The sequence below is a fragment of the Dyella ginsengisoli genome (assembly GCF_044904665.1).
Lineage (GTDB): Bacteria > Pseudomonadota > Gammaproteobacteria > Xanthomonadales > Rhodanobacteraceae > Dyella_A > Dyella_A ginsengisoli.
In genome coordinates this window covers 312510-337237 of sequence record NZ_JADIKM010000006.1, presented here as the reverse complement: position 1 = coordinate 337237, position 24728 = coordinate 312510, and the positions used below count along the sequence as shown (strand labels likewise).

The 24728-nt window shown below is 71.2% G+C and carries 23 protein-coding genes; 19 read left to right on the top strand and 4 right to left on the bottom strand.

Annotated features, from left to right (window positions below; all coding sequences use genetic code 11):
- Positions 1 to 8 precede the first annotated feature (8 nt).
- The 10 genes from ISP17_RS18795 (at position 9) to ISP17_RS18750 (ending at position 12360) form a co-directional block, all read left to right on the top strand.
- Positions 9 to 989, top strand: a complete 981-nt coding sequence (locus tag ISP17_RS18795; RefSeq protein ID WP_404635952.1) for a branched-chain amino acid transaminase — start codon at positions 9 to 11, stop codon at positions 987 to 989.
- Positions 986 to 2404 (top strand): 3-isopropylmalate dehydratase large subunit, encoded by a 1419-nt coding sequence (gene leuC / locus ISP17_RS18790; protein ID WP_404635950.1) that lies wholly within the window; start codon positions 986 to 988, stop codon positions 2402 to 2404. The genes ISP17_RS18795 and leuC overlap by 4 nt, the downstream gene beginning before the upstream one ends.
- On the top strand, positions 2401 to 2985 hold the full coding sequence (gene leuD, locus ISP17_RS18785) for a 3-isopropylmalate dehydratase small subunit (RefSeq protein WP_404635948.1): 585 nt from the start codon (positions 2401 to 2403) through the stop codon (positions 2983 to 2985). The genes leuC and leuD overlap by 4 nt, the downstream gene beginning before the upstream one ends.
- A gap of 55 nt (positions 2986 to 3040) precedes the next feature.
- The gene (gene leuB, locus ISP17_RS18780) at positions 3041 to 4138 is read left to right on the top strand and encodes a 3-isopropylmalate dehydrogenase (protein ID WP_404635946.1); all 1098 of its coding nucleotides are present in this window, start codon (positions 3041 to 3043) and stop codon (positions 4136 to 4138) included.
- Between the two features lie 135 nt (positions 4139 to 4273).
- Positions 4274 to 5989, top strand: a complete 1716-nt coding sequence (gene ilvD, locus ISP17_RS18775) for a dihydroxy-acid dehydratase (protein WP_404635944.1) — start codon at positions 4274 to 4276, stop codon at positions 5987 to 5989.
- Positions 5986 to 7011, top strand: a complete 1026-nt coding sequence (gene ilvC, locus ISP17_RS18770) for a ketol-acid reductoisomerase (protein ID WP_404635942.1) — start codon at positions 5986 to 5988, stop codon at positions 7009 to 7011. Before ilvD ends, ilvC begins: the two co-directional genes overlap by 4 nt.
- A 160-nt stretch (positions 7012 to 7171) precedes the next feature.
- The gene (gene ilvB / locus ISP17_RS18765; RefSeq protein WP_404635940.1) at positions 7172 to 9082 is read left to right on the top strand and encodes a biosynthetic-type acetolactate synthase large subunit; all 1911 of its coding nucleotides are present in this window, start codon (positions 7172 to 7174) and stop codon (positions 9080 to 9082) included.
- 35 nt (positions 9083 to 9117) lie between these two features.
- On the top strand, positions 9118 to 9390 hold the full coding sequence (gene ilvN / locus ISP17_RS18760) for an acetolactate synthase small subunit (protein WP_404635938.1): 273 nt from the start codon (positions 9118 to 9120) through the stop codon (positions 9388 to 9390).
- 5 nt (positions 9391 to 9395) lie between these two features.
- A complete protein-coding gene (gene ilvA / locus ISP17_RS18755) occupies positions 9396 to 10985 on the top strand; it encodes a threonine ammonia-lyase, biosynthetic (protein WP_404635936.1) in 1590 nt (529 codons plus the stop codon).
- 52 nt (positions 10986 to 11037) lie between these two features.
- A complete protein-coding gene (locus ISP17_RS18750; protein ID WP_404635934.1) occupies positions 11038 to 12360 on the top strand; it encodes an MFS transporter in 1323 nt (440 codons plus the stop codon).
- Positions 12361 to 12372: 12 nt separating this feature from the next.
- Here ISP17_RS18750 and ISP17_RS18745 read toward each other — a convergent pair whose 3' ends face one another.
- Positions 12373 to 13461, bottom strand: a complete 1089-nt coding sequence (locus ISP17_RS18745; RefSeq protein ID WP_404635932.1) for a GGDEF domain-containing protein — start codon at positions 13459 to 13461, stop codon at positions 12373 to 12375.
- A 368-nt stretch (positions 13462 to 13829) separates the two neighbouring features.
- Here ISP17_RS18745 and ubiA point away from each other — a divergent pair, with 368 nt between their 5' ends.
- Positions 13830 to 14765, top strand: a complete 936-nt coding sequence (gene ubiA / locus ISP17_RS18740) for a 4-hydroxybenzoate octaprenyltransferase (protein ID WP_404635930.1) — start codon at positions 13830 to 13832, stop codon at positions 14763 to 14765.
- Entirely contained in the window at positions 14762 to 15139 is a 378-nt protein-coding gene (locus tag ISP17_RS18735) for a YkvA family protein (protein ID WP_404635928.1), read from the top strand. Before ubiA ends, ISP17_RS18735 begins: the two co-directional genes overlap by 4 nt.
- Before the next feature lie 71 nt (positions 15140 to 15210).
- On the opposite strand, the gene ISP17_RS18730 is transcribed toward ISP17_RS18735, so the two are convergent.
- Together ISP17_RS18730 and ISP17_RS18725 are read right to left on the bottom strand one after the other, a co-directional pair.
- The gene (locus ISP17_RS18730; protein WP_404635926.1) at positions 15211 to 15924 is read right to left on the bottom strand and encodes a ComF family protein; all 714 of its coding nucleotides are present in this window, start codon (positions 15922 to 15924) and stop codon (positions 15211 to 15213) included.
- A 16-nt stretch (positions 15925 to 15940) separates the two neighbouring features.
- A complete protein-coding gene (locus ISP17_RS18725) occupies positions 15941 to 16147 on the bottom strand; it encodes a hypothetical protein (protein WP_404635924.1) in 207 nt (68 codons plus the stop codon).
- A gap of 136 nt (positions 16148 to 16283) precedes the next feature.
- Here ISP17_RS18725 and bioB point away from each other — a divergent pair, with 136 nt between their 5' ends.
- From bioB to bioC, 5 genes are all read left to right on the top strand, one after another.
- A complete protein-coding gene (gene bioB, locus ISP17_RS18720) occupies positions 16284 to 17321 on the top strand; it encodes a biotin synthase BioB (protein WP_404635922.1) in 1038 nt (345 codons plus the stop codon).
- Between the two features lie 93 nt (positions 17322 to 17414).
- A complete protein-coding gene (gene bioF, locus ISP17_RS18715) occupies positions 17415 to 18671 on the top strand; it encodes an 8-amino-7-oxononanoate synthase (protein ID WP_404635920.1) in 1257 nt (418 codons plus the stop codon).
- A gap of 48 nt (positions 18672 to 18719) precedes the next feature.
- Entirely contained in the window at positions 18720 to 19481 is a 762-nt protein-coding gene (locus ISP17_RS18710) for a sulfurtransferase (protein ID WP_404635919.1), read from the top strand.
- Positions 19478 to 20248 (top strand): pimeloyl-ACP methyl ester esterase BioH, encoded by a 771-nt coding sequence (gene bioH, locus ISP17_RS18705; protein ID WP_404635918.1) that lies wholly within the window; start codon positions 19478 to 19480, stop codon positions 20246 to 20248. The genes ISP17_RS18710 and bioH overlap by 4 nt, the downstream gene beginning before the upstream one ends.
- Entirely contained in the window at positions 20245 to 21126 is an 882-nt protein-coding gene (gene bioC / locus ISP17_RS18700; RefSeq protein ID WP_404635916.1) for a malonyl-ACP O-methyltransferase BioC, read from the top strand. Before bioH ends, bioC begins: the two co-directional genes overlap by 4 nt.
- Before the next feature lies 1 nt (position 21127).
- Here bioC and ISP17_RS18695 read toward each other — a convergent pair whose 3' ends face one another.
- The gene (locus tag ISP17_RS18695; protein ID WP_404635914.1) at positions 21128 to 22009 is read right to left on the bottom strand and encodes an EamA family transporter; all 882 of its coding nucleotides are present in this window, start codon (positions 22007 to 22009) and stop codon (positions 21128 to 21130) included.
- A gap of 259 nt (positions 22010 to 22268) precedes the next feature.
- On the opposite strand from ISP17_RS18695, the gene ISP17_RS18690 reads away from it, so the two are divergent.
- Both ISP17_RS18690 and treF read left to right on the top strand, forming a co-directional pair.
- Entirely contained in the window at positions 22269 to 23036 is a 768-nt protein-coding gene (locus ISP17_RS18690; RefSeq protein WP_404635912.1) for a glucose 1-dehydrogenase, read from the top strand.
- A complete protein-coding gene (gene treF, locus ISP17_RS18685) occupies positions 23033 to 24646 on the top strand; it encodes an alpha,alpha-trehalase TreF (protein WP_404635910.1) in 1614 nt (537 codons plus the stop codon). Before ISP17_RS18690 ends, treF begins: the two co-directional genes overlap by 4 nt.
- Positions 24647 to 24728 lie beyond the last annotated feature (82 nt).

Genomic DNA, 24728 nt, shown 5'->3' with positions numbered 1-24728 from the left:
AGCCCCCGATGAGCACGCCCTTCCTCTGGCACAACGGCCGCCTGGTGCCATGGGCCGACGCCACCGTCCACGTCACCACGCACGCGTTGCACTACGGCTCGTCGGTGTTCGAGGGCGAGCGCGTGTACGCCACGCCGGCCGGCCCGGCGTACTTCCGCCTCGCCGACCACACCGCGCGGCTGTTCGAATCCGCGCGCGTGTACGACATCGCCATCGGCTACAGCGAGGAGGAGATCAACGAAGCCTGCCGCGAACTGATCCGCGCCAACGCGATGCCTTCGGCCTACGTGCGGCCGATCGTGTTCCGCGGTGCCGGCGGGCTCGGCGTGCTGCCGAAGGACGGCGCGCCGGTCGACGTGGCGATCATGGCGATGGAGTGGGGTGCCTACCTCGGCGACGCGCGCGAGAAGGGCGCCGACGTGTGCGTGTCGTCCTGGCATCGGCCCGCGCCGAACACCTTGCCGAGCTGGGCCAAGGCCGGCGGCAACTACCTGTCCAGCCAGCTGATCGCGGCCGAAGCGCGCCGCGGCGGCTACGACGAAGGCATCGCGTTGGGCCACAACGGCCTGCTCAGCGAGGGCGCCGGCGAGAACCTGTTCCTGGTCAAGAAGGGCAAGCTGCTCACCCCACCGACCAGCGCCGGCATCCTCGCCGGCATCACCCGCGACAGCGTGATCACGCTGGCTGCGGATCTCGGCCTCGTGGTGGAAGAGCGCGACCTGCCGCGCGAGGCGCTGTACAGCGCCGACGAGATCTTCATGACCGGCACCGCCGCCGAGATCACGCCGGTGCGCTCGGTCGACCGCAAGGCCGTCGGCGCCGGCAAGCCCGGCCCGATCACCCGCGCCCTGCAGGACGCCTTTTTCGGCCTGTTCGACGGCCGCACCGCGGATCGCTGGGGCTGGCTGGAGGCGGTCGATGCGCCCGCCGCGGCCGCCCACGTCCGCGCTTCCCATTCCCAACCCGCCTCCATGGAGATCCCGGCGTGACGGCTCCGAAAACCCTGTTCGAAAAAATCTGGGACGCCCACGTGGTGGCGCCCGAAAGCGCCGACACCCCGGCGGTGCTCTACGTCGACCTGCATCTGGTGCACGAGGTGACCTCGCCGCAGGCGTTCACCGAGCTGCGCGAGCGCGGCCTCAAGCCTCGCCGGCCCGACCGCATGCTGGCCACGCTGGACCACTCCACCCCCACCCTGCCCGCCGGCGCGGACGGTGAGCGCCCCTACGCCAATGCCGAGGCCAGGGCGCAGGTCGCGCAGCTGGAAGCGAACTGCCGCGAGTTCGGCATCGACCTGCACGGCTGGGACAGCGCCGACCGCGGCATCGTGCACGTGATCGGCCCGGAACTCGGCGCCACCCGGCCGGGCATGACCATCGTCTGCGGCGACAGCCACACCTCCACCCACGGTGCGTTCGGCGCGCTGGCATTCGGCATCGGCACCACCGAAGTCGGCCACGTGATGGCCACCCAGTGCCTGCTGCAGCGCAAGCCGAAGACGCTGGCGATCCATGTCGACGGTGCGCTGCCGCAGGGCGTGGGTGCGAAGGACCTGATCCTGCACATCATCGGCCAGATCGGCGTGGACGGCGGCACCGGCCACGTCATCGAGTACCGCGGCCCGGCGATCGAGGCGCTGTCGATGGAAGAACGCATGACGGTGTGCAACATGTCGATCGAGGCGGGCGCGCGCGCCGGCCTGATCGCCCCGGACGAGACCACCTTCGCGTGGCTGAAGGGCCGCCCGCACGCGCCGCAGGGTGCCGCCTGGGATGCCGCCGTGGCGCGCTGGAAGCAGCTGCCCAGCGACGCCGGCGCCGCCTACGACCGCGAGGTGCGCATCGACGCAGCCGCAGTCAAGCCTACCGTCACCTACGGCACCCATCCGGGCATGGCGATCGCGATGGACGCGCCGGTGCCGGCCGCCCGCAACGCGCAGGAAAAGCGCGCGCTCGACTACATGCACAGCGAAGCCGGCAAGCCGATGCAGGGCACGCCGGTGGACGTGGTGTTCGTCGGCAGCTGCACCAACTCGCGCCTGTCCGACCTGCGCGAAGCGGCCGGCGTGCTGCGCGGCCGGCGCATCGCCGACGGCGTGCGCATGCTGGTGGTGCCGGGCTCCGAGGCGGTGCGCCGCGACGCCGAACGCGAGGGCCTGCACGAGGTGTTCGCCGCCGCCGGCGCCGAATGGCGCGTGCCCGGCTGCTCGATGTGCATCGCGATGAACGGCGATCTCGCCCAGCCCGGCCAGCTGGTCGTGTCCACCTCCAACCGCAACTTCGAGGGCCGCCAGGGCAAGGGGGCGCGCACCGTGCTGGCCAGCCCGGCCACCGCGGCGGCCTCGGCTGTCGCGGGGCGCATCGCCGATCCGCGCGAGTACGTCCGTCAGGAGCAGGCCGCATGAAACCCGTCACCCGCATCCACTCGCGCACCGCCGTGCTGGCGGACGAGAACATCGACACCGACCGCATCATCCCGGCGCGCTTCCTCACCACCACCACCCGCGACGGCCTGGGCAGGCTGTGCTTCCACGACTGGCGCTACCAGGCCGACGGCAGCGACAACCCCGCCTTCCCGCTGAACCGGCCGGAAGCGAAGGGCTGCGCGATCCTGGTCGCCGGGCGGAACTTCGGCTGCGGCTCCTCGCGCGAGCACGCGCCGTGGGCGCTGCTCGATTACGGCATCCAGGCGGTGCTGTGCAGCGAGATCGCGGACATCTTCCGCAGCAACGCGCTGAAGAACGGCCTGCTGGCGATCATGGTCAGCGAAGCCGAGCACCGCTGGCTGCTCGAGCATCCCGGCGTGGAGCTGAGCATCGACGTGCGCGAGCAGTACGTCGCGCTGCCCGACGGCGGCCGCATCGCCTTCCAGCTCGAACCCTTCGCCCGCCACTGCCTGCTCGAAGGCGTCGACCAGCTCGGCTTCCTGCTGCAGCACGACGAGGCGATCGCGGCGTTCGAAGCACGCAGGGGAGAGGCGGCATGACGTTCGCCGATACCCGCCCCTCCCCCACTTCACCCACCCTCCCGGAGTCGCACGCATGAAAGCCCATATCGTCACCCTGCCCGGCGACGGCGTCGGCCCCGAGGTGACCGCCGTTGCGGTCGCCGTGCTCGAGGCCGTGGCCGAGCACTACGACCATGAGTTCAGCTTCGAAGAGCACCCGATCGGCGGCTGCGCCATCGACGCCACCGGCGAGCCGCTGCCGGCCGCGTCGCTGGCGGCATGCAGGAAGGCGGACGCCGTGCTGCTGGGCGCCGTCGGCGGCCCGAAGTGGTCCGACCCGAATGCACCGGTGCGGCCGGAACAGGGCCTGCTCGCCCTGCGTGCGGCGCTGGGCGTGTACGCCAACCTGCGCCCGCTGCAGGTGCATCCGGCGCTGGCCAAGCTGTCGCCGCTGAAGAACGAGAAGCTCGCCGGCGTCGACGTGCTGTTCGTGCGCGAGCTCACCGGCGGCGCCTACTTCGGCGCCAAGACGCGCACCGCCGACACCGCCACCGACGAGTGCAAGTACACCGAAGCCGAGATCGAGCGCGTGGTGCGCCGCGCCTTCGCGCTGGCGCGTGAGCGCCGCCACCACCTCACCTCGGTGGACAAGGCCAACGTGCTGGAGACCTCGCGCCTGTGGCGCAACGTCGTGCAGCGTCTCGCCGCGGAATACCGCGACGTGAAGGTCGAGCACCAGCTGGTCGACTCGATGGCGATGCTGCTGCTGACCCAGCCCTCGCGCTACGACGTGGTGGTCACCGAGAACCTGTTCGGCGACATCCTCACCGACGAGGCCGCCGCACTGGCCGGCTCGCTCGGCCTGCTGCCGTCCGCCTCGCTGGGCGACGGCACGCGCGGGCTGTACGAGCCGATCCACGGCTCGGCGCCGGACATCGCCGGCACCGGCGTGGCCAATCCGACCGGCGCCATCCTCTCCGCCGCGCTGCTGCTGCGCCATTCGCTGGGCCTGGAGGAGGAGGCGCAGTGCGTGGAGGCCGCCGTGGCCCACGTGCTGGAGCACGGCCCGCGCACCCGCGACATCGGCGGCCACGCCGGCACCGCCGCGGTGCGCGATGCCGTGCTGATGGCGGTGGAAGAACACGCCTCGATCCACCACGCCTTTTTCGCCGGCGGCCGCGCATGCGGCTGAACCCGGCTCCGTTTGGCTTGCCCCGCGCGCCCGCCGGCAACCCCCCGTCGCGCTGCGCGGCCCACCTCCCCGGTACTCGCAGACGTGTCCCGGGCGCGCGGGGAAGCCTTTCTCTTGGTTCCGATGGAGCATGTGATGCGCAGTGATGTGATGAAAACCGGCCCGGACCGCGCGCCGGCCCGGGCGATGATGCGGGCCACCGGCCTGGACGACGCGGCGATCGCCAAGCCGCTGGTCGCGGTGGTGCACACCTGGACCAACGTCAGCCCGTGCAACCTCAACCTGCGCGAGCTGGCCAACGCGGCGATCGAAGGCGTGCGCGCCGCCGGCGGCACGCCGGTGGAGTTCAACACCATCGCGATCACCGACGGCATGGCGATGGGCACGCCCGGCATGCGCGCCTCGCTGGTCAGCCGCGAGGTGATCACTGACTCGATAGAGCTGGCAGTGGACGGCCATTCGCTCGACGCGATGGTGGTGCTGTGCGGCTGCGACAAGACCATCCCCGCCGCCGCGATGGCGCTGGCGCGGCTGAACATTCCCGGCGTGGCGCTGTACGGCGGCTCGATCGCGCACGGCAACCACGACAACCATCCGATCACCATCCAGCAGGTGTTCGAGGCGGTCGGCGCGCACGGCGCCGGCAAGATCAGCGACGCCGAACTCACCTCGGTCGAGCGCGACGCCTGCCCCGGCGCCGGTGCCTGCGGCGGCCAGTTCACCGCCAACACCATGGCGATGGTGCTCAGCACGCTGGGCCTGTCGCCGATGGGTTTCAACGATATCCCCGCCACGCATCCGGCCAAGCAGCAGGCGGCCTACCGCTGCGGCGAACTGGTGATGGAGTGCCTGAAGGCCAACCGTCGCCCGAGCGACCTGCTCAGCCGCAGCGCGTTCCAGAACGCCGCGCGCATGGTCGCCGCCACCGCCGGCTCCACCAACGCGGTGCTGCACCTGCTGGCGATCGCCCGCGAGGCCGGTGTGGAGTGGAGCATCGAGGACTTCGAGCCGGCCTCGGTGCACACCCCGGTGATCGCCGACCTGCTGCCCGGCGGGCGCTACACCGCAGTGGAGATGTTCGGTGCCGGCGGCGCCGCCCGCGTGGCGCAGGAGCTGATCGCTGCCGGCATGCTGCAGGACACGCCCACCGTCACCGGCCGCTCGCTGTTCGCCGAAGCCGCCGCCGCGCCGCGTGCCGAAACCCAGGACGTGATCCATCCGGTCAGCGCGCCGCTGAAGCCGCGCGGCGGCTACTCGATCCTCTACGGCAACCTCGCCCCGGAGGGCTGCATTCTCAAGCTGGCCGGCAAGACCGGCGCGCAGTTCGAGGGCCCGGCCCGCGTGTTCGAGAGCGAAGAGGCCGCATTCGCCGCCGTGCAGTCCGGCGGCATCGCCAAGGGCGACGTCATCGTGATCCGCAACGAGGGCCCGGCCGGCGGCCCCGGCATGCGCGAGATGCTCGGCGTCACCGCGGCGCTGGTCGGTCGCGGCCTGGGTGACGACGTGGCGCTGATCACCGACGGCCGCTTCTCCGGCGCCACCCACGGTTTCATGGTCGGCCACATCGCGCCCGAAGCCGTGCGCGGCGGCCCGATTGCCCTGCTGCACGACGGCGACCGTATCGTCATCGACGGCGAGCGGCGCGAACTGCGCACCACCGCCGACCTCGACGCCCGCCGCGCCGGCTGGAAAGCGCCACCCCCCAAGGTCACCCAGGGCGCGCTGGCCAAGTACGCGCGACTGGTCGGCTCCGCCTCCGATGGCGCCACCACCCGCGCCGACGCTCCCTCCGCTTCGACCGTCCAGACGGCCAAATCCTCGCAAGCACACACCCAAGGAGTCACCGCATGAGCACGAACAACGACAACCTCCTCGCCCAGGGCCGCATCGCCGTACTCGGCTACGGCAGCCAGGGCCGCGCCCATGCGCTGAACCTGCGCGACTCCGGCCTCGACGTGGTCGTGGGCCTGCGCCCGAACGGCCCGACCTGGCACAAGGCCAAGGCCGAGGGCTTCACCGTGGTGGAACCCGGCGAGGCGGTGAAGGGCGCCGACCTGGTCGCCGTGCTCACCCCCGACATGGTGCAGCCCACCCTCTACAAGGAATCGATCGAGCCGAACATCAAGCCCGGCGCGGCGCTCTTGTTCGCGCACGGCTTCAACGTGCACTTCGGCCAGATCGTGCCGCGCAAGGACATCGACGTGATCCTGGTCGCGCCGAAGGGCCCGGGCGCGCTGGTGCGCACCGAGTACGAGCGCGGCCGCGGCGTGCCGAGCATCTGGGCGGTCTACCAGGACGTCAGCGGCCAGGCCGAGGCCAGGGCGCACGCCTACGCCGACGGCATCGGCGGCGGTCGCGCGCTGCTGATCAAGACCGACTTCAAGGAAGAGACCGAGACCGACCTGTTCGGCGAGCAGGCCGTGCTGTGCGGCGGCGCCAGCGAGCTGGTGAAGGCGGGCTTCGAGACCCTGGTGGAAGCGGGCTACCAGCCGGAGATCGCCTACTACGAGGTGATGCACGAGCTGAAGCTGATCGTCGACCTGTTCTACGAGGGCGGCCTCACCAAGATGCTGCAGTTCGTCTCCGAGACCGCCCAGTACGGCGACTACGTCAGCGGCCCGCGGGTGATCGACGCCGGCGTGAAGGCGCGCATGAAGGACGTGCTCACCGACATCCAAGACGGCACCTTCGCGAAGAACTGGACCGAGGAATACAAGGCCGGCCTGCCCAACTACAAGCGCCTCAAGCAGGCCGACCTCGACCACCCGATCGAGCAGGTCGGCGCCGCCCTGCGCGCCCGCATGCCGTGGCTGCAGACCGGCAACGCACCGGCCGCCAAGCCAGCCGCCGAGGCGCTGAAGAAGGTGGGCTGACGCCGCTCGAGGCCCTCTCCCCCGGCGGCTTCGCCACCAAGGGAGAGGGAGCCAGAAGCCGGCGCCTTGCGGGATGCCGGTCGCTGTTGCTTCAAGCCCTCTTCCCCGCGCAAGCGGGGGAGGGCGTGAAAGGCCTACTCACCGTTGAGGATGTTTGCTGATGAATGCGCCATCGCTGAAAGCTGCACCGGACACCCGTCAGGCTCCGCACGCTGCGCCGGCACTCGCGCCGCCGGCGGGCGTGCATCCGCTCGCCGGCCGCGCCATGAGCGGTGCCGAGATCGTGGTGCAGGTGCTCGCCGACGAAGGAGCGGAGGTGCTGTTCGGCTATTCCGGTGGGGCGATCCTGCCGGTGTACGACGCGGTGTTCCGCTACAACGCCGAGCACCCGCGTGAGGACGGCCGCGAGCCGATGCCGCTGATCGTGCCGGCCAACGAGCAGGGTGCCGGGTTCATGGCGGCGGGCTTCGCGCGCGCCTCGGGCAAGGTCGGCGTGGCGGTGGTGACCTCCGGCCCGGGCGCCACCAACACGGTGACGCCGGTCCGCGACTCGATGGCCGACTCGATCCCGATGGTGGTGATCTGCGGTCAGGTGCCCACCGCGGCGATCGGCAGCGACGCGTTCCAGGAGGCGCCGATCACCAACATCATGAGTGCCTGCGCCAAGCACGTGTTCCTGATCACCGAGCCGGCCAGGCTGGAATCGACCCTGCGCACCGCGTTCGAGCTGGCGCGCAGCGGTCGGCCCGGCCCGGTGGTGGTGGACATCCCCAAGGACGTGCAGAACGCGGCGCTGACTTTCCAGGGCGAGGGGCAGCTGGCGATCCCCGGCTACCGCGCGCGGATGCGGGCGGTGGAGCAGTCGCACCTGTCCGACGCCGACTGCGCCGCGTTCTTTGCCGCGCTGGGCCGGGCGAAGCGCCCGCTGATCTATGCCGGCGGAGGCGTGATCGCGGCCGAGGCGGCCGAGGCGCTGCGCGCGTTCGCCGACGCGTTCGGCCTGCCGGTCACCACCACGCTGATGGGGTTGGGCGCGGTCGACACCACCGGCCCCCTGGCGCTGCACATGCTGGGCATGCACGGCACCGCGTACGCCAACTACGCGGTGGAGGACTGCGACTTCGTGCTCGCGCTGGGTGCGCGCTTCGACGATCGCGTGGCCGGCATCCCGGCCAAGTTCGCCCCGCGCGCGCGCTACATCGCCCAGGTCGACATCGACCCGGCCGAGATCGGCAAGGTGAAGGCCGTCGACTGGCACCATTGCGGCCCGATGGTGCGCACGCTGGATCGGCTGCGCCGCTACGGCAAGGCGCAGGGCTTTCGCCCGCAGGGCGATCGCCGCTACGCCGAGTGGCACGCGCACGTGGCCGATCTCAAGCGCGTGCACGCGATGAACTACGACCGCAGCAGCGCGATGATCCAGCCCTACGCGGTGATCGAGGCGATCAACCGCATCACCGACGGCCGCGCGATCATTGCCACCGGCGTCGGCCAGCACCAGATGTGGGCCGCGCAGTACTTCGACTTCCGCGGACCGCGCCAGTGGCTCACCTCCGGCTCGATGGGCACGATGGGCTTCGGCCTGCCGGCGGCGATCGGCGCGCAGTTCGCGCGGCCGGATGCGTTGGTGATCGACATCGACGGCGACGCCAGCATCCGCATGAATTTCGGCGAGCTGGAAACGGTGACCACCTACGGCCTGCCGCTGAAGGTGGTGGTGTTCAACAACGCCGGCGACGGCATGGTGCGGCAGTGGCAGAAGCTGTTCTTCGAGAGCCGCTTCGCCTCGTCGGACAAGACCCTGCACACCAAGGATTTCGTCAAGGCCGCGCAGGCCGACGGGTTCGCCTGGGCGCAGCGGCTGGACCAGCCGGCGCAGATCGCCGACGTGATCGCCGACTTCCTCGCCTTCGACGGCCCGGCCTTCCTCGAGGTGATCATCGATCCGGATGCGGGCGTCTATCCGATGGTCGGCCCCGGCATGACCTACGCACAGATGATCACCGGCGAGCACATCGCCTCGCGCACGCCGCCGGAAGCGGCGGACGGTTCGCCGGCGGACATGTTTTGACGCCCACACCACGCCGGCCTTATCCGATACCACCCATGAAGCACACCCTCTCCATCCTCCTGCAAAACGAAGCCGGCGCGCTGGTGCGCGTCGCCGGCCTGTTCTCCTCGCGCGGCTACAACATCGACTCGCTCAACGTGGCGCCGACCACCGACATCGAGGTCTCAAGGCTGATCGTGGTGACCCACGGCGGCGAGGATTCGATCGACCAGATCCTCAAGCAGGCGCGCAAGCTGGTGGACGTGATCGAGGCGGTGGAACTGCCGGCGCCGGTGGCGCTGGCGTCGGACCCGGCCGCCGGCGCGTGAACGCGATGGGCGTCCGCGAAGCCCACCTCGACCTGCTGCGCCGCGTACTCACCGCGCGCGTCTACGAGGTGGCGCGGCAGACCGAGCTCGACGCCGCGCCCGCGCTGTCGCGGCGGCTCGGCAACACGGTGCTGCTCAAGCGCGAGGACAACCAGCCGGTGTTCTCGTTCAAGCTGCGCGGCGCTTACAACAAGATGGTGCATCTCGATGCCGCGGCCCGGGCGCGCGGCGTGATCACCGCCTCGGCCGGCAACCACGCGCAGGGCGTGGCGCTGGCCGCGGCGCGGCTGGGCATCCGCGCGGTGATCGTCATGCCGCAGACCGCGCCGCAGGTAAAGGTGGACGCGGTGCGCACGATCGGCGGCGATGCGGTGGAAGTGGTGCTGGCCGGCGACTCCTACAGCGACGCCCAGACCGCCGCGGCCGCGCTGCAGATGAAGCACGGCTACACCCTGGTGCATCCGTTTGACGATATGGACGTGATCGCCGGCCAGGGCACGGTGGCCATGGAGATCCTGCGCCAGCACGCCGGGCCGCTGCACGCGATCTTCGTGCCGGTCGGCGGTGGCGGCCTGCTTGCCGGCGTGGCCGCGTTCGTCAAGGCGGTGCGGCCGGAGGTGAAGGTGATCGGCGTGCAGAGCGCCGCTGCCGATGCGATGGCGCAGTCGCTGGCGAAGGACGAGCGCGTGCTGCTGGACGAGGTCGGCCTGTTCGCCGATGGCACCGCGGTGAAGCAGGTGGGCGAGCAGACGTTCGCAATCTGCCGGCGGCACGTGGACGGCATGGTCCGGGTCGACACCGACGCCATCTGCGCGGCGATCAAGGACGTGTTCGCCGACACCCGCAGCGTGCCCGAGCCGTCCGGCGCGCTCGCCGTGGCGGGGCTCAAGCAGTACGCCGCCGCGCACGGCCTGAAGGACGCCACGCTGGTGGCGATCTGCTCCGGCGCCAACATGAATTTCGATCGGCTCAGTTTCGTTGTCGAGCGCGCCGAGGTGGGCGAGCAGCGCGAGGCGCTGTTCGCCGTCACCATTCCCGAGGAGCGCGGCAGCTTCCGCCGCTTCTGCGAGGCGCTGGGCCGGCACAGCCTCACCGAGTTCAACTACCGCATCGGCGACGCGCGGCAGGCGCACCTGTTCGTCGGCATCCGCACCGGCGGGCGCGCCGAGAGCCGCGCGCTGGCCCACACGTTCGAGGCACAGGGCTTCGGCGTGCTGGATCTTTCGGACGACGAGCTGGCCAAGCTGCACCTGCGCCACATGGTGGGCGGCCGCTCGCCGCTGGCGCACGACGAGCTGCTGTACCGCTTCGACTTCCCCGAGCGTCCCGGCGCGCTGACCCGCTTCCTGGCGCAGCTGCATCCGGACTGGAACGTGAGCCTGTTCCACTACCGCAACCAGGGCGCCGACCACGGCCACATCCTGGTCGGCCTGCAGGTGCCGCCGGCCGAGCGCGCGTTGTTCGCACGCTTCCTCGCCACGCTGGGTTATCCGTACCGCGACGAGAGCGCCAACCCGGCGTATCGCCTGCTGCTGTGCGAGCCGCCGCAGGCAGCCGGCCACGCGATGAGTGGCGGCGTGGCGCTGGCGCGCTGAGGGTCCACACGGACCGTGCTGCGCGGCGGACAGCGGGCGCTACGATGCGCGCATGAGCCCGTCCGCACTCCCGCCCCCATCCAGCTCGCCGCACGACGCCCACCAGCCCGGCATCCGCATCAACCTGCAGCAGTTCGTCTGGCAGGCGCTGCAGGTGGCACTGGTGGGCATGGTGATCGGCATGGAGCGCAACGTGCTGCCGGTGGTGGCCAGCCACGACTTCGGCGTGCCGCCGCGCTCGTTCGTGTACCTGATGGCGTTCGTGATCTCGTTCGGACTGGTCAAGGGCGTGCTCAATTTCGTCGCCGGGCGGCTGTCCGAACGGATCGGGCGCAAGCCGGTGCTGCTGATGGGGTGGCTGGCGGCGATCCCGATTCCGCTGTTGATCTACTTCGCGCCGAACTGGTGGTGGATCGTGGCGGCGAACCTGTTCCTCGGCGTCAACCAGGGCCTCGCCTGGAGCATGACGGTGACCAGCAAGGTGGACATCGCCAAGGCCGAGCAGCGCGGCCTGGCCACCGGCATCAACGAGTTCGCCGGCTACGCGGCGGTGGGTCTGGCCGGCATCGCCACCGGCTATCTCGGCCACCACTACGGCCCGCGCGCGGCGCTGCTGTGGTTTGCGCTGGCGGTGATCGCGGCAGGGCTGATCACTGCCGCGCTGTTCGTGCGCGAGACGCTGCCGTGGGCGCGCGCGGAAAGCCATCGCCACGCGCAGCGCCAGCACGCCGGGCCGCCGCCGCGCTTTGCGCAGGGGCTGTCCGCGCATGCGGGCTGGCACCAGGTGTTCGCCTTCGTCTCGTTCCGCCACCCCACCTTCGCCGCGCTGTGCCAGGCCGGCGTGGCCAACAAGGTGGCCGACACCCTGCTGTGGGTGCTGTTTCCGCTGTACCTGCACGAGCAGGGGCTGGACCTGGTGCAGATCGGCTGGATCACCGGCACCTACGGTCTGACGTGGGGCGCCTCGCAGCTGTGGACCGGCGCGCTGTCCGATCGCATCGGGCGCAAGCGGCCGGTGATCGCCGGGCTGTGGCTGCTGGCGCTGGGCATCGGCGCCGTCACGCTGGTGCAGGGAGTCGCCGCCTGGCTGCTGATCGCCGCGGTGATGGGCACCGGCATGGCGCTGCTGTATCCGAACCTGATCGCCGCCGTGGCCGACATCGCCCATCCGGACTGGCGCAGCTCCGCGCTGGGCACGTACCGCTACTGGCGCGACACCGGCTATGCGCTGGGCGCGCTGGTGCTGGGCCTGATCGCGCAGGCGCGCGGCAGCCTGCTGCCGGCGTTCGGCTTCACCGCCGTGCTGCTGCTGGTATCGGGCGGGTGGATGGCGTGGCGCGCCGAGGAAACCCATCCGCGCCTGCCGCCGCGCTGAGCGCGACGCGCGTCAGAACAGGTCGACGCTGCCCGGCGCCATGCCTTCTTCGAGCGCACCCTGCGCGCGCAGCGTCTCGTAGTTGCACACGCGGTTGCGGCCGTGGTTCTTGGCGAAGTACAGCGCCTTGTCGGCGCGGTCGAGCACGGTGGCGGGGTAGTCCTGTTCGCCCACCGCGGCATAGCCCACGCTCACGGTCACCTGGCCGACCTGCGGAAAGACATGGTCCTGCACGCGCTGGCGGAAGCGTTCCAGCGCCGTGCCGGCGGAGGATTCGTCGGCGGCCTCCAGCAGCACCAGAAACTCCTCGCCGCCAAAGCGGAACAACCCGTCGCCCTGGCGGAAGCTGGCGCGCATCTGCTGGGCGATCACCAGGATCACTTCGTCGCCATACAGATGGCCCCAGCTGTCGTTGATGCGCTTGAAGTGGTCGATGTCGAGGATCGCCAGCCAGCGACGCGCGGGCAGGCCGCGCGGATCGGGGCGGCCGGTGCTGACGTGCGGCCGCTGCTGCATGTGGCGCTCGAACGTGCGCCGGTTGTACAGGCTGGTGAGCTTGTCGCGCTCGCTCTCGTCGAGCAGCGCGATGTAGTTGGCATAGATGCGGGCGAAGCCTTCCACCAGCGGGCGCAGGTGCTGCATCGGATGCTCGCCTTCGAGCATCAGTGCGCCGATCACGCGACCTTCGCGGCGGATCGGTACCAGCATGCCGTGGTTGCCGTCGCGCAGGCGCACGCAGCCGCCGTCGCGCTCGCCCTGGCGCAGTAGCGCCTCGCTGGCCGTGTCGGCGGCCTGCGGCAGCGACGTCACCCCGTAGCGGCCGTTGGCCGCGCGTGCACAGCGCACCAGCCGCTCGTCCGGATCGCTCCGCGCGCCGCGCTCGCCGTCACGCTTGTACAGCGTCACCACGTCGGCGTCGGCCAGTTCGGCCAGCGACAGGGTGAGGCTGTGGTCCAGCGCGTCGATGTCGCGGTGATGGGTGAACTGCGCCACCGAATCGAGCACGCGCAGCTGCGGCGAGCCGTCGTTGCCGGCCCACGCGGCGAGCTCCGCGAACAGCGGCGGCAGGGTATCGGCGGCATGGGCGGTTTCGGTGGACACGGCACTCCCGGTGTCGAGCAGCGGCACCGCCCCGGCCCGCGGTGCGAGTCGGAACGATGCCTACGCATGACGTATCGACCGGCGCCGGGGCGACTTGAGCGGGCGTTCGCCAGGGCGATGTACTGCACCCTCCGATGCGCAAGCGTGATGCCCGGACGGCGCGGTGCGGGCATCGCACCGGCGCTCGACCTCGGGACAGGAAAGCGGCGTGCGCGCGCCCCGCGGCGACTGCGCGGGATGGGTCACGGCTCGCCAAATCGGGCGGGGCGGCACGCTAGACTTCGGCGATGGCTCCGACCTCGCGCAAACACCCCCGGCGTCCCGCGCCGCCGCCGGCCTCACGGCTACGCCCGACCGCCACCGGCCGCATGCCCGCTCGACCGGCCGACGCCTCACAGCGCGCCACCCGCGTGCTCGACCGCCTGCTCGCGCCGCTGCCGCCGCCTGTGCGTGAGAAGGCACGCGATTACCTGGTGCTCACCCGCATGGATCGCCCGGTTGGCGCGCTGCTGCTGCTGTGGCCGACCTGGTGGGCGCTGTGGCTGGCCGCCGGCGATTTTCCGCCGTGGTCCACGCTGATCATCTTCACCCTCGGCGTGTTCGCCATGCGCGCGGCCGGCTGCGCCATCAACGACTACGCCGACCGCAAGCTCGACCCGCAGGTGGCGCGCACCGCCGGGCGGCCGATCGCCAGCGGCCGGGTCACGCCGCGCGAAGCGCTGCTGGTGTTCGGCGCACTGCTGGCGTTCGCCTTCGTGCTGGTGCTGTTCACCAACGCGCTGACCATCAAGCTGTCGTTCGCCGGTGCCGCGCTGGCGGCGGTGTATCCATTCACCAAGCGCTACACCTACCTGCCGCAGGTGGTGCTGGGCGCGGCGTTCGGCTGGGCGATCCCGATGGCGTTCGCGGCGGTGACCCACGGCGTGCCGCCGCTGGGCTGGCTGCTGTTCCTGGGCAACATCCTGTGGTCGGTGATCTACGACACCGAATACGCGATGGTCGACCGCGACGACGATCTGAAGGCCGGCGCCAAGTCCACCGCGATCCTGTTCGGCGACGCCGACCTGCCGATCCTCGCGATCCTGATGGCCACGTTCGAGCTGGCGATGGTGTTCGTCGGGCAGCGGGCCCAGCTGGGCTGGCCGTACTGGCTGGCGCTGGCCGGCAGCGTCGCCCTGTTCGGCTATCAGCTGTGGCGCATCCGCGGCCGTGATCGCGATGCCTGTCTCGCCGCGTTCCGCCACAACAACTGGCTCGGCCTCACGCTTTGGGCCGGCATCGTGGTGGCGCTGGCGCTCAAGTGATCGCCGCGCTCCGGCGCTGGGCCCGCCGGTTCAAGCGGCAGACGCTGACCGTGTACTTCCTCGCCCGCGATCCGCGCCTGTCCACGCCGCTGCGCCTGCTGGCGCTCGCCGTGGCGGCCTATGCGCTGAGCCCGATCGACCTGATCCCGGACTTCATCCCGGTGCTGGGCTATCTGGATGACCTGCTGATCGTGCCGCTGGGGCTGGCGCTGATCCTGCGCCTGGCACCGCGGGCGCTGGTGCTCGATGCGCGGCGGCGCGCGCGTGCGGTGCACGGGCGAAGCACCAGCCGCGCGGCCGCGGTGGTCATCGTGCTGCTGTGGCTGCTGGCGCTGGGATCGGTGGCGTGGTGGCTGTGGCGACGCGTGCATTGAGCGGGTCGGCGTCGCCCGTGCTGGCCACTCGTTGGCTTGGAAGCCTCCACCCGGCGGGCACCGCGGCCGGGTTATCGCCGCGAGGCCGGCGCCCGCGCCAGCGCCCACACGTCCACCCGCGCGACGCCTGCACGTTTGAGCACGCGGGCGCACTCGGCCAAGGTGGCGCCGGTGGTCATCACGTCGTCGAGCACGGCCACGTGCGCGGGCAACGGAGCCTCGGCGCGCACGACGAACGCGCCGCGCACGTTGCGACGGCGCGTGGGCGCATCCAGCTCGCTCTGCGCGGCGGTGGACCGGGTGCGCGCCAGCAGGTCGTGGCGCAGCGGCACGCCGAGCGCACGGGTCAGCGGGCGAGCCAGCTCCAGCGCCTGGTTGTAGCCGCGCTGGCGCAGCCGCGCGCGATGCAGCGGCACCGGCACGACGACCTCGGGTAGCGCGAGCGGGCGCGGCTGGCCACGCCACAGCGCCACCAGCGAACGGCCCGCGGCGAGATCGCGGCCGAACTTGAAGCGCGCCTCCAGCCGGTCCAGCGGCCAGCCGTAGCGGAACGGCGCCCACGCCGCCTCCCACGGCGGCGGATGGCGCTGGCAGCGACCGCACAGCGCGGCCGGCAGCGGCAACGGCAGGGCGCAGCGCGCGCAGCAGCTCGCGTTGCGCGGCAGCTCGGCGGCGCAGTCGCGGCACAGGTCCAGGCCCTCGTGGCCGGCATCGCCGCACAGCAGGCAGCGCGGCGGCAGCAGCCAGTGGCCGATGGCGGTGAGGCGGGAACGGAGCGCATCCATGCGCGGGATCGCGGCGTCAGTTCGTGGGCTTGAACAGCGCCGCGTCGAGGATCGACCACAGGTGGATGATCCAGCCCAGCCAGAAGATCCACAGCACGCCAGCCAGCACGAACATCACGATCGCCTTGAGCAGACGCCCCTGCACCAGCTGGCCCAGGCCGGGGATGAAGAAGCTGCACACCGCGGCGATCACGTTGCCGCTACTGCCCTGTCCTGCACTCATCGGCCGTTCTCTCCTGAAAGGTGGGTCGATGGTAGCGAATCCGCGCACGCCGCCCGTCAACCATACGCTACAGCATCGAGTTGACACCCCCGGAAGCGGCTCCCACACTCGCGCCCTGCTTGAAGGAGTCCCCCGCATGACCGTATCCGCCCTGCGCCACGACTGGACGCGCGAGGAAGTCGCCGCGCTGTTCGCGCTGCCGTTCAACGAGCTGCTGCACCGCGCGCACAGCGTGCATCGCGAACATCACGACCCCAACGCGGTGCAGGTGTCGACCCTGCTCTCGATCAAGACCGGCGGCTGCCCCGAGGACTGCGCCTACTGCCCGCAGGCGGCGCGCTACGCCACCGGCGTGCAGGCCGAGAAACTGATGAGCGTGGACGCCGTGGTGGCCCGCGCGCAGGCCGCCAAGGCCGCCGGCGCCAGCCGCTTCTGCATGGGCGCGGCCTGGCGCAGCCCGAAGGACCGCGACGTCGCCAAGGTCGCCGAGATCGTGTCCGCGGTGAAGGGCCTGGGCCTGGAGACCTGCGCCACGCTGGGCATGCTGACCGGCGAGCAGGCCGCCACGCTGAAGCAGGTCGGGCTGGACTACTACAACCACAACCTCGACAGCGCGCCGGAGTTCTACGGCGAGATCATCCACACCCGCGAGTACCAGGACCGCCTCGACACGCTCGAGCACGTGCGCGAGGTCGGCCTGAAGACCTGCTGTGGCGGCATCGTCGGCATGGGCGAGACGCGCGGCCAGCGTGCCGGCCTGCTGCAGACCCTGGCCAACCTGCCCGAGCATCCCCAGTCGGTGCCGATCAACCAGCTGGTGCAGGTGGAAGGCACGCCATTGCACGGCACCGAGGCGCTGGACCCGTTCGAGTTCGTGCGCACGATCGCCGTGGCCCGATTGCTGATGCCGGCCTCGATGGTGCGCCTGTCCGCGGGTCGTCAGCAGATGGACGACGCGGTGCAGGCGCTGTGCTTCTTCGCCGGCGCCAACTCGATCTTCTACGGCGAGAAGCTGCTCACCACCGGCAACCCCGACGTGGAACACGACCGCGCGCTGTTCCGCCGCCTCGACCTGCACGCGCTGGAGACGGTGGAAGAATCCGGCACCGTGCACGCCGACATCCTGGAAACCGAAGCGGCCAGCTGCGGCCAGGGCTGCGGCTGCGCGGCCTGACTTCTCCCCGCCGCAGCTCGCAGGCTCCCTCTCCCCTGAGCCAAGCTCGGGGGAGAGGGCTGGGGTGAGGGGGCGGCTTCTCGCCTTGATGTGATGAGCAACCAAAAAGCCAAAGCCCCCCTCACCCCCCCCCTCTCCCCCGGCGACGCCGGGGGAGAGGGGGCACAGCGCGCGGACCTGCTCGCCCGTCTGGACGTCCGGACGTCCGAACGCGCGCAGGCATCGCTGCTGCGTCGCGCCCGCACCATGGATCACGCCGACGGCCCCTGGCTGGAAATCGACGGCCACCGCCTGCTGGGCTTCTGCAGCAACGACTACCTGGGCCTCGCCCAGCATCCGCAGCTGATCGCCGCGTTCAAGCGGGTGGCGGACGACGAGGGCGTGGGCAGCACGGCGGCACACCTGGTATGCGGCCACCGCCGCGAGCACGCGATGCTGGAGGAAGCGCTGGCCGAGTGGACCGGCCGCGAGCGCGCGATGCTGTTCTCTACCGGCTACGCGGCCAACCTCGGCGCGCTGCAGGCCCTGCTCGGCGGGGTCGAGGGCGCGATCTGCGTGCAGGACAAGCTCAACCACGCCTGCCTCATCGACGGCGCGCGGCTGGCCGGCGCCGAACTCAAGCGCTATCCGCATGCCGACGTGGACGGCGCCGCGCGCCAGTTGCGCAGCCGACCGCAGGCCCCCGCCATGCTTGCCACCGACGGCGTGTTCAGCATGGACGGCGATGTGGCGCCGCTGCGCGAACTGGCCGCGCTCGCCCGCAGCGAAGGCGCCACGCTGATGGTCGACGATGCGCACGGCCTGGGCGTGCTGGGCGAGCACGGCGCGGGCAGCGTGGCGGCCGCCGGCCTGTCCGCGCACGAGGTGCCGGTGCTGATGGCCACGCTGGGCAAGGCGCTGGGTTGCGCCGGGGCCTTCGTGGCCGGCTCGGCCGCGCTGATCGAAGGGCTCACCCAGTTTGCCCGGCCCTACGTCTACTCCACCGCGCTGCCGCCCGCGCTGGCCGCCGCCGCGCTGGCTGCGGTGCAGATCGCCCGTGCGGACGACGCGCGACGCGCGAAGCTCGCCGTCCTGATCGCCCGCTTCCGCCGCGGCGCCGGCGAACTCGGCCTGCCGCTGATGCGCTCGGACACACCGATCCAGCCGCTGCTGCTGGGCGATGCCGATGCCGCGCTGACCGCCGCGCTGCGGCTGGAAACGCAGGGTCTGCTGGTCACCGCGATCCGTCCGCCCACCGTGCCGACCGGACAGGCGCGGCTGCGCATCACGCTCAGCGCGGCGCACGAAGAGGAGCATGTCGACCGCCTGCTCGACGCACTGGCCACGCTGCGGCTTCCCGCCGCCGGGTGATGCGGAGCCGCCGGCTATAATTGCGGGCTCCGCGCCGCGACCTCCCCCATGTCGATCGTCAATCTCTCCGCCTACCGCTTCGTCAGCCTGGACGACCTGCCCGCGCTGCGTGAGCGCGTGCTGGCGCGCTGCGAGGCGCTGGCATTGAAGGGCACGATCCTGCTGGCGCCGGAGGGCATCAACCTGTTCCTGGCCGGGCCGCGCGAGGCGGTGGGCGCCTTCATGCACTGGCTGCGCGAGGACCCGCGCTTCGCCGGGCTCGATGCGAAGGAGTCGCTGTCCGAGGCCGTGCCGTTCGGCCGCATGCGCGTGCGGCTGAAGAAGGAAATCATCACCATGCGCCAGCCGGTGATCCGCCCCGAGGCCGGCCGCGCGCCCGCGGTGGATGCGGTGACGCTGCAGCGCTGGCTCGACCAGGGCCACGACGACGACGGCCGCGAGGTGGTGCTGCTGGACACCCGCAACGACTACGAGACCGACGCCGGCAAGTTTCCGCAGGCAGTCGACTACCGGCTCGCCCGCTTCACCGAATTCCCCGAGGCGATCGCCGCCGACCGCGACCGCTACGCCGGCAAGACCGTGGTGTCGTACTGCACCGGCGGCATCCGCTGCGAGAAGGCCGCGCTGCACATGCAGGCGCTGGGGATGCAGCGCGTGTTCCAGCTCGAAGGCGGCATCCTCAAATATTTCGAGGAGACCGGCGGCGCGCACTGGCAGGGCGACTGCTTCGTGTTCGACGAACGCGGCGCGGTGGATCCGTCGCTGGCGCCCAGCATGCCGGCAAGCGAAGCCAGGAGCGCCGACGCATGAGCCTCTTCATCGAGCGCAGCGGAAGCGGCCCGGTGCCGCTGGTGCTGATCCACGGCTGGGCCATGCATGGCGGCGTGTTCGCGCCGCTGGTCGAGGCGTTGCGCGAACGCTGCACGCTATACGTGGTGGACCTGCCCGGCCACGGCCGCTCGCGCGACTGCGGCCTGCCGCTGGAGCCGACGGCGATCGCACGCGCCATCGCCGAACACGTGCCGCCGGCGGTGTGGCTGGGCTGGTCGATGGGCGGACTGGTGGCGCTGGCTGCGGTGCGCGAGGCGGGGATTCCCACGCGCGGACTGGCGATGCTCTGCGCCACGCCGAAGTTCGTGCGCGACGCGAGCTGGCCGCACGGCAGCGACGGTGCGCTGGTGCGCCAACTCGCCACCGACCTGGAAACCGATTACCACGCCACGCTGGAGCGCTTCCTCGCGCTGGAAGCGATGGGCAGCGCCGATCCGCGCGCCGAGCTGCGCCACCTGCGCGAGCTGGTGTTTGCGTACGGCGAGCCGGACCTGCGCGTGCTGCAAGAAGGCATCGCGCTGCTGGAAAATACGGATTGGCGCGATACGTTGGCCACGCTGTGCCTGCCCAACGCGTGGATCGCCGGCCGCCGTGACCGGCTGGTGCATCCCGATGCCATGCGCTGGTCCGCCGCGCGCGCGCAGGGCGACTTCCACGAGATCGCGCACGCCGGCCACGCGCCGTTCCTGGGCCACGTCGACGCCGTGGTCGACGCCCTGCGGCCGCTGCTGGAGACGGTTCGATGAACGAGTTCCACCTGGACCGCGCGCGCGTGCAGCGCAACTTCGCCCGCGCCGCACAGACCTACGAGCAACACGACGCACTGCAGCGCGAGGTGCAGCAGTCGCTGCTGGAACGCCTGGACTTCTATCTGGAATCGCCCGCGCGCGTGCTCGACGTGGGCGCCGGTACCGGCCGCGGCACCGCACTGCTGAAGAAGCGCTACCCCAAGGCCGAGGTGATCGCGGTCGACCTTGCCCTGCCCATGCTCAAGGTGGCGAAGAAGCACAGCGCGTGGCTCAAGCCGTTCCAGCGCGTGTGCGCCGAGGCCACCCGCCTGCCCTTCCCCGACCACAGCGTGGACGTGCTGCACTCCAGCCTGTGTTTCCAGTGGATCGACGACCTCGCCGCGCTGTTCAACGAGTGCGCGCGCGTACTCAAGCCCGGTGGCCTGCTGGTGTTCTCCACCTTCGGCCCGGACACGCTGAAGGAACTGCGCGCCGCCTGGGCCAGCGCCGACGAGCAATCGCACGTGAGCCGTTTCCTGGACATGCACGACGTGGGCGACGCACTGATCGCCGCCGGCCTGCGCGACCCGGTGCTCGACGTGGACCGCTACACGCTCACCTACAGCTCGCCGACGATGCTGCTGAAGGAGCTCAAGGGCCTCGGCGCCACCCACGCCGACCGCGCCCGCGAACGTCACCTCACCGGCAAGGCGCACTACCAGCGCATGCTCGCCGCCTACGAGGGCATGCGCGTGGATGGGCGCATTCCCGCCACTTGGGAAGTGGTCACCGCGCATGCCTGGGGCCCGCCGCCGGGGCAGTCGCGCCGCAGCCGCGACGGCGGCGAGATCGCCAGCTTCTCGGTCGACAGCCTGCGCGGTTCGCGCCGGCGCTGAGTCAGTTCGCCAGCGGCTCCGCCACCGGCGCACGCGCCGTGTAGGCGGTGCCGGTGGAAGCGACCATGATCGCCACGACCGCTGCCCATTGCCGCGGCCCCAACTGCTCGCCGAGGAAGGCCGCACCGGCCAGCGCGGCGATCGCCGGCTCCAGGCTCAGCAGCACGCTGAAATGGCGCGCCGACAGTCGGGTGAGGGCAATCATCTCCAGCGAATACGGCAACGCTGAGCTCAGCACCGCCACGCCCAACCCCAGCGCCAGCAACGCCGGCGAGAGCAGCGCTGCGCCGGCGTGCACCGCGCCGACCGGCACGGCCAGCAGAGCGCCGATCGCGATGCCCCAGGTCACCGCGTCGCCGCCATAAGCCGCACCGGCGCGCTGGCCGAACAGGATGTACAGCGCCCAGCCGACGCCGGCCGCCAGAGCGTAGGCCACGCCCACCGGATCGAGCGCGTGTTCCTGTCGATGCAAGGGCAACAGCAGCGCCAGCCCGATCACCACCAGCACGACCCACGCCACGTCCAGCAGGCGACGCGAGCCGAACAGCGCGATCGCCAGCGGCCCGGTGAATTCCAACGCCACCGCAATGCCCAGCGGAATCGTGCGCAGCGCCATGTAGAACACCAGGTTCATGGCGCCCATGGCTAGGCCGTAGCCCCACAGCACGCGCCAGTTGCGGCCACCGCGCCAGCGCCGCCAGGGCCGGCGCAGCACCAGCAGGACCAGCGCGCCCAGGCCCAGCCGGAAGGCCGTCGCGCCCTGCGCACCGACCAGCGGAAACAGCCGTTCGGCCAGGGCCGCGCCGCACTGGTAGGACGCCATGCTGACCAGCAGCGCGGCGATCGCCAGCCACAGCGGCGGCTGATGGGAAGTCGGGGACATGGAGAGCCACACCGGAGCGGGATGCGCATGGTGTCAGCTTCGCGACGCCTCGCCCATGCCCCGCGGCACAGGCTGCTGACGGCGGATGGCAGCAGCCTGCCCGACCCTTCCTGCCGACTCCGCCTCGGCGACCACGAAGTGGCAACGCGGCACCACCTCGCTGGTTCTTGCGCCGCCAACGCTGCCCATTCTGCCGTGCCCTTCACGGGCGACCCCGCATGCTCGTTCGTCGGTAACGAGGCGACCTTAAGGAGCGAGCATGCGACTACAGGGCAAGGTGGCATTGGTCACCGGCAGCGGCCAAGGCATCGGTCGCGCGATCGCCGTCCGCCTGGCGCAGGACGGAGCACGGGTAGTGGTCGAGGACTGCAGCGACAACGCCGCCGCCGAACAAACGCTGGCCGCAGTGCGTCAGGTCGGCAGCTCTGGCTGCGTGATCGCCGGGGACGTCGGCGATGCGCAGATCGATCGTAGGGTGATCGAGCAGTCCGTCGCCGCGATGGGCCGGGTAGACATCCTGGTCAACAATGCCGGCATCGAAAAGCGCGCGCCGTTCGTCGAGGTGACCGAGGCGGACTACGACGCCGTGATGGGCGTGAACCTGCGTGGTGCGTTCTTCATGACCCAGGCCTTCGTGCGTCACGTGCGCGAGCGCGGCGACGGCGGCGTGGTGGTGAACGTCAGCTCGGTGCATGAGGAGCTGCCGTTTCCGCATTTCGCCAGCTACGCGGCCAGCAAGGGCGGCCTGAAGATGCTGATGCGCGACCTGGCCATCGAGCTCGCGCCGCTGGGCATCCGCGTCAACAACATCGCGCCGGGCGCCGTGCAGACGCCGATCAACGCCGCGCTGATGGCGCAGCCGGAGAAGCTGAAGGCGCTGCTGGCCAACATCCCGCTCAAACGGCTGGGCACGCCCGAGGACGTGGCCAACGCCGCGGCCTTCCTCGCCAGCGACGAGGCGGCCTACGTCACCGGCACCACGCTGTTCGTCGACGGCGGCCTGCTGTGGAACTACGCCGAGCAATGACGGGGGCCGACGCTTCTTCGCGCGACACGGCCGAACGCGTGGCCGCGGTGCCGGCCGCCGATCCGCTGACGCCGGCCGATCGCTACCAGGAACTGTTCCAGGCGGTGCAGCGCACGCGGGTGTTTCCCGACGGCAAGACGTTCGTCGACTGCATCCCGCGGCAGGATCCGCAGCGCATCCTGGAGCGCTATCGCGCGCAGCAGCATCGCGACGATTTCAAGCTGACGGACTTCGTGCACGCGCACTTCGCAGAGGAGAAAGCAGTGGCCAGCCACTACACCTCCGACCCCGACCAGTCGCTCAAGGCGCACATCGACGGCCTGTGGAGCGTGCTCACCCGCCACCCGCACGAGCATCCGGCCGGCAGCTCGATCCTGCCGCTGCCCAACGACTACGTGGTGCCGGGCGGGCGCTTCCGCGAGATCTACTACTGGGATTCGTACTTCACCATGCTCGGCCTGGTCGAGAGCGGCCGACGCGACCTGCTCGCGACGATGGCCGACAACTTCGCCTGGCTGATCGACCACTACGGCCATGTGCCCAACGGCAACCGCAGCTACTACCTCAGCCGCTCGCAGCCGCCGGTGTTCGCGCTGATGATTTCGCTATTCGAGGAGCGCGGGCTGTGCAAGGCGCTCAGCTACCTGCCGCAGCTGCGCCGCGAGTACGCGTGGTGGATGGATGGCACCGACGATCTGCGGCGCGGCGACGCGCACCGCCACGGCGTGCGGCTGGACGATGGCAGCGTGCTCAACCGCTACTGGGACGACCGCGACACGCCGCGCGAGGAGTCGTTCCTGGAAGACGAGACCACCGCTTCGCGCAGCGTGCGCCCGGCCCACGAGGTGTATCGCGACCTGCGCGCGGCGGCCGCCTCCGGCTGGGATTTCAGCGCGCGCTGGTGCGATCGCGCGGACGATCTTTCCACCACGCGCACCACGGCGATCCTGCCGGTGGACCTCAACAGCCTGCTGTACATCGCCGAGCGCCAGCTCGCGCGGCTGAGCGAGTCGGCCGGCCGGCGCGAGGACGCGGCCGATTTCGCTTCGCGCGCGCGGGCGCGACGCGACGCGATGCTGCGCTGGATGTGGGACGAAGCGCAGGGTGCCTTCGTCGACCTGGACTGGCAGCACGGCAGCCGGCGCGAGCTGGTCACGGCGGCCACGGCCGCGCCGCTGTTCGCGGGACTGGTGGACGACGACCCGCGCGCCGAGCGCGTGGCCGCCACGGTGCGCGAGCGCCTGCTGGCGCAGGGCGGCATCGCCACCAGCGAGGTGGACAGCGGCCAGCAGTGGGACAGCCCCAACGGCTGGGCGCCGCTGCAGTGGCTGGCGATCAAGGGCTTCGCCCGCTGCGGCCAGCAGGCGCTGGCGCGCGACATCGCGCAGCGCTGGCTGCACACCGTGGGCAGCCTGTATCAGCGCGAGGGCAAGCTGGTGGAGAAATACGTGCTCACCCACGACGACGACGGGGCGCACGGCGGCGACGGCGGCGAGTATCCGCTGCAGGACGGCTTCGGCTGGACCAACGGCGTCACCCGCCGCCTGCTGCACGAGGATCCCGAGCACCCCGCGCACCGCGCGTGTGCGCGATCGCGGCGCGGCACCTGAGGCTCCGCGGCGGGGCCAAAAAAAGCCCCGCCGCGACGTGCACGGCGGGGCTGAAAGACGCGCGGGCGACGGGTGCGTCGTC